Raw genomic sequence first — 3,656 nt, forward strand, 5'->3', positions numbered from 1 at the left:
CATGCGCTCAACCAGCATCTCGATTTTGCCGCCGCTGGCTTTACGGCCAAAGACGCGCGCCGGAATCACGCGAGTGTTGTTGAACACCAGCAGATCGCCCGGATTGAGCTTATCCATCACGTCTGTAAATACGCCGTGGCTTAATGCGCCGCTTGGGCCATCCAGCGACAGCAAGCGGCAACCGCTTCGCTGCGCCTGCGGATAGTGGGCGATTAAGGATTCTGGCAACTCAAAGGTAAAATCGGCTACGCGCATGCTTCACTTCTTCAGGACTTAAAATCAGGCGGCATAGTCTAGCGGAAAAGCGGCAAATTCTGAACAACTGGCTGAGTTTCTGTGATTCTGCTTATACACAAAATAATTCGAGGTACAGGAAGGCGGTGAATGAGAGCAGCCAACGCACCTGTAACTTGAAGTATGACGTGTATATAATGCGCCATGAACTTTCTCGCTCACCTTCACCTGGCGCAGCTGGCTAACAGCTCTCTGCTGGGCAATCTCATGGCCGATTTCGTGCGCGGCAACGTGCAATCACAATGGCCTGCGCCGGTGGTGGCTGGCATTGCCATGCATCGTCGCCTCGACGTCCTGACCGATAATCTGCCCGAAGTGCGGATTGCACGTGAGCTGTTTCGCCCGGAAACACGCCGCGTGGCGCCCATCACGCTGGACGTGATTTGGGACCACTTCCTCGCGCTGCACTGGGAGAAAATTCACCCGACGCAATCGCTGGTAGCGTTTACCGAAGCGGCAGAACAAGACATCGTGCCGCAGCTGGCGGGCACGCCGGAAGGTTTTATCGAACTGAATGCAGTGATGTGGCGCGAACGCTGGTTTGAGCACTATGCCGAACCGACACGACTGGCGCGGGTGCTAAACGGCATGGCGCATCGCCGTCCGCGTCTGGCGGCACTGCGCGATTCTTACCAGGATTTTGTTGATCACTATGATCAGCTTGAGCCGCTATTCTTCCAGTTTTATCCGCGCTTAATGGCCGCCGCGCGGGCGCAGAAATTGTAATATTAGGTAATTCAAGACCCGTCTGTTGGACGGGAAATTTCCCATCCCCTACCCTTCGTGGCCTTAATCTTCGTCACACTCAGGGAAATCTCATGCAGCATCTTATTGCAAACCGGCTCGCAGAAGCCGGTCTTAGCTACACGCACATCATGGCGTTAGGGATAGTGATCGCCATTATCTTTGCCATCTCGTTAATCACTCACGCCATTCTGCACCGCGCCATCTTGCCGCTGCTGCGTCGCTATACCGAGAAAAGCAGCCGTCAGTGGCCGAAGGCGCTGATTAACAGCCGCTTGTTTAGCCGCAGCGTATGGCTGATGCAAGGTGTGCTATTCAAATTACAGACCGAGCTGTTCCTGCACGACAGTTCTCAGATCTATCCTGCGCTGCTGATTTTCGCCCAGCTGTGGATGATGATCTTCGCCCTGCTGATACTGTTCTCCTTGCTGGATCTGCTGCAGCAGCTCAGCACAAACAGCATGCTGGCGCAGCAATTGCCACTGCGCGGTATTATCCAGAGCGTAAAATTAATCGCCGCCATTTTAATGGTGATCATGATTATTTCGCTGCTGTTGGGTAAATCGCCTGGCGTATTGATCACCGGTCTCGGTGCCATGACTGCGGTGCTGATGCTGGTATTTAAAGATCCGATTTTGGGACTGGTAGCCGGCATTCAGTTAGCCGCCAATAATATGCTGAAAATGAATGACTGGCTGGAAATGCCGAAATATGGCGCGGACGGTGCGGTTATTGATATTTCTTTAACCACGGTAAAAGTGCGCAACTGGGATAACACTATTGTGACCATTCCGGCTTACGCCTTAATTTCCGATTCCTTTAAAAACTGGCGCGGCATGTCGGAATCCGGTGGACGTCGCATTAAGCGCAGCGTTCATATTGATACCACCAGCATCGCCTTCCTGGATGATGCCATGATGCAGCAGTTGAAAAGTGCTCATCTGCTCACGCCCTATCTGAATAGCAAAAGCGAAGAAGTGGCCGCGTGGAATGCGCAGCTCGGTTGTGATTTGAATTCGCCGCTCAATGGTCGCCGCCTGACTAACGTCGGTACTTTCCGCGCCTGGTTGCAAAGCTGGCTGGAGCAACATCCGCATATTCATAAAGAGATGACATTAATGGTGCGTCAGTTAGCGCCGGGTGAAAACGGTTTGCCGCTGGAAGTGTATGTGTTCACCAGCACCACGGTATGGAAAGAGTATGAAAATATTCAATCGGATATTTTCGACCATATTTACGCGGTGCTGCCGACCTTTGGTCTGCGCGTACACCAATCGCCAACCGGTAACGACATGCGTCAAATCGGCATGAGAACCCGCCACTAACGCTTCATCCCGCATAACCCGCCAGTGAAAATAAAAATTTCGCTGGCGGGCCTTCTCCCCCTCTTGTCACGCGCAGCCATCTGCGGCTTAATGAAACCTTTCTTAACTTTTGTTAAGTCCGTCACACAGCCAATACGCCATTTTTGGCGTCTGTTGTCGCTTCGCCAGCCTAAAAATCATAAGAGGGAAAGATGTCATCAGCTTCGCTTACCGAACTCGACGCACGTTATCATTTCGCCTGTGATGTTGCTAAAACCGCCGCCAGCCGGGCTTTATCCTGGTATCAGCAACGTCATCAATTAGTGGTTGAGCATAAGAAAGATCTGCAGGACGTGGTCAGCGAAGCCGATCGCAACGTGGAGGAATTGGTCAAGCATCTGATCCACGAACGCTTTCCTGACGATGCGGTGCTGGGCGAAGAGAGCGGCGGCGATACCGCTGGCGCACGCTTTATCTGGGTGATCGATCCGATTGATGGCACCAGCTGCTTCCTGAACGGCTTGCACAACTGGTGCGTTTCGCTAGCGATCGTCTGTGAAAACGAAGCGGTGATTGGCGTGGTATGCGATCCCAATCATCATGAAACCTTTCACGCCTGTCGAGGTAAAGGCGCCTGGGTAAATGATAAACGCATTCAGGCGCACAGCGCGCAGCAGCTCGATCAGGGATTGCTTGGTCTGAGCAGCTCCAACAGCCAACCGGTTGAACCTCTCACCACTTTTATTGGCGCATTACTGGCGCAGGGCGGCATGTTTATCCGCAACGGTTCGGGAGCGTTAATGAGTGCGTGGGCGGCGGCGGGTCGACTCATTGGTTACTATGAAGCGCATATGAATCCATGGGATGGCTTGCCGGGTATTGTGCTGATGCGTGAAGCAGGCGGCATCACCAACGATTATCTTGCTAATCACGGCTTGCAGAACGGCAATCCGGTGTTGCTGGCAAATGCGGTGATTTATCCGCAGCTGAAAGCGCTATTGCCTGCGCATTTGTCATTATAATTTCCACATTGGGTTAAGTTCATTAATTTATGCGAACTTAACCTTCAACCGAAATTACTTAAGCGCGCCGTGAGTAATATTCCATTCCGATGTGAGAATTTTCTCTTTTTTACCAGAACATCCTGGCAACAATAAAAATACGATATGCTGCACAAGTCAAACATCCCTTAGTAATACTCATTTTCTCCTTTTTTGTAGTTTTTTTCGGCGCCAGGATGCGCCGAGATATTTTTTCGCTGTTTTATTATTTTGGGATGGCGTGATTATTTTTATATTGAAATCGTCATATATA

The 3,656-nt window shown here is 51.4% G+C and carries 4 protein-coding genes; 3 read left to right on the forward strand and 1 reads right to left on the reverse strand.

What is annotated here, in order from left to right; translation table 11 throughout:
• Positions 1-255, reverse strand: a 255-nt coding sequence (locus RTY00_RS21775; RefSeq protein WP_312666182.1) for an S-adenosylmethionine:tRNA ribosyltransferase-isomerase, incomplete at its 3' end; no start/stop codon positions are given.
• Between the two features lie 183 nt (positions 256-438).
• Here RTY00_RS21775 and RTY00_RS21780 point away from each other — a divergent pair.
• The 3 genes from RTY00_RS21780 (at position 439) to RTY00_RS21790 (ending at position 3,364) form a co-directional block, all read left to right on the forward strand.
• Entirely contained in the window at positions 439-1,020 is a 582-nt protein-coding gene (locus RTY00_RS21780; protein WP_312666184.1) for an ACP phosphodiesterase, read from the forward strand.
• A 92-nt stretch (positions 1,021-1,112) separates the two neighbouring features.
• Entirely contained in the window at positions 1,113-2,363 is a 1,251-nt protein-coding gene (locus RTY00_RS21785; RefSeq protein WP_312666186.1) for a mechanosensitive ion channel family protein, read from the forward strand.
• Positions 2,364-2,554: 191 nt separating this feature from the next.
• Positions 2,555-3,364 (forward strand): inositol monophosphatase, encoded by an 810-nt coding sequence (locus tag RTY00_RS21790; protein WP_312666187.1) that lies wholly within the window; start codon positions 2,555-2,557, stop codon positions 3,362-3,364.
• Positions 3,365-3,656: the final 292 nt, after the last annotated feature.

Source organism: Pantoea sp. CTOTU49201 (assembly GCF_032054795.1).
Taxonomy (GTDB): domain Bacteria; phylum Pseudomonadota; class Gammaproteobacteria; order Enterobacterales; family Enterobacteriaceae; genus Pantoea; species Pantoea symbiotica.

What these genes read in the sequence shown, in the direction of transcription:
- RTY00_RS21780 (WP_312666184.1), top strand. Translation starts at nt 439, where the DNA reads ATGAACTTTCTCGCTCACCTTCACCTGGCGCAGCTGGCTAACAGCTCT.
- RTY00_RS21790 (WP_312666187.1), top strand. Translation starts at nt 2,555, where the DNA reads ATGTCATCAGCTTCGCTTACCGAACTCGACGCACGTTATCATTTCGCC.
- RTY00_RS21785 (WP_312666186.1), top strand. Translation starts at nt 1,113, where the DNA reads ATGCAGCATCTTATTGCAAACCGGCTCGCAGAAGCCGGTCTTAGCTAC.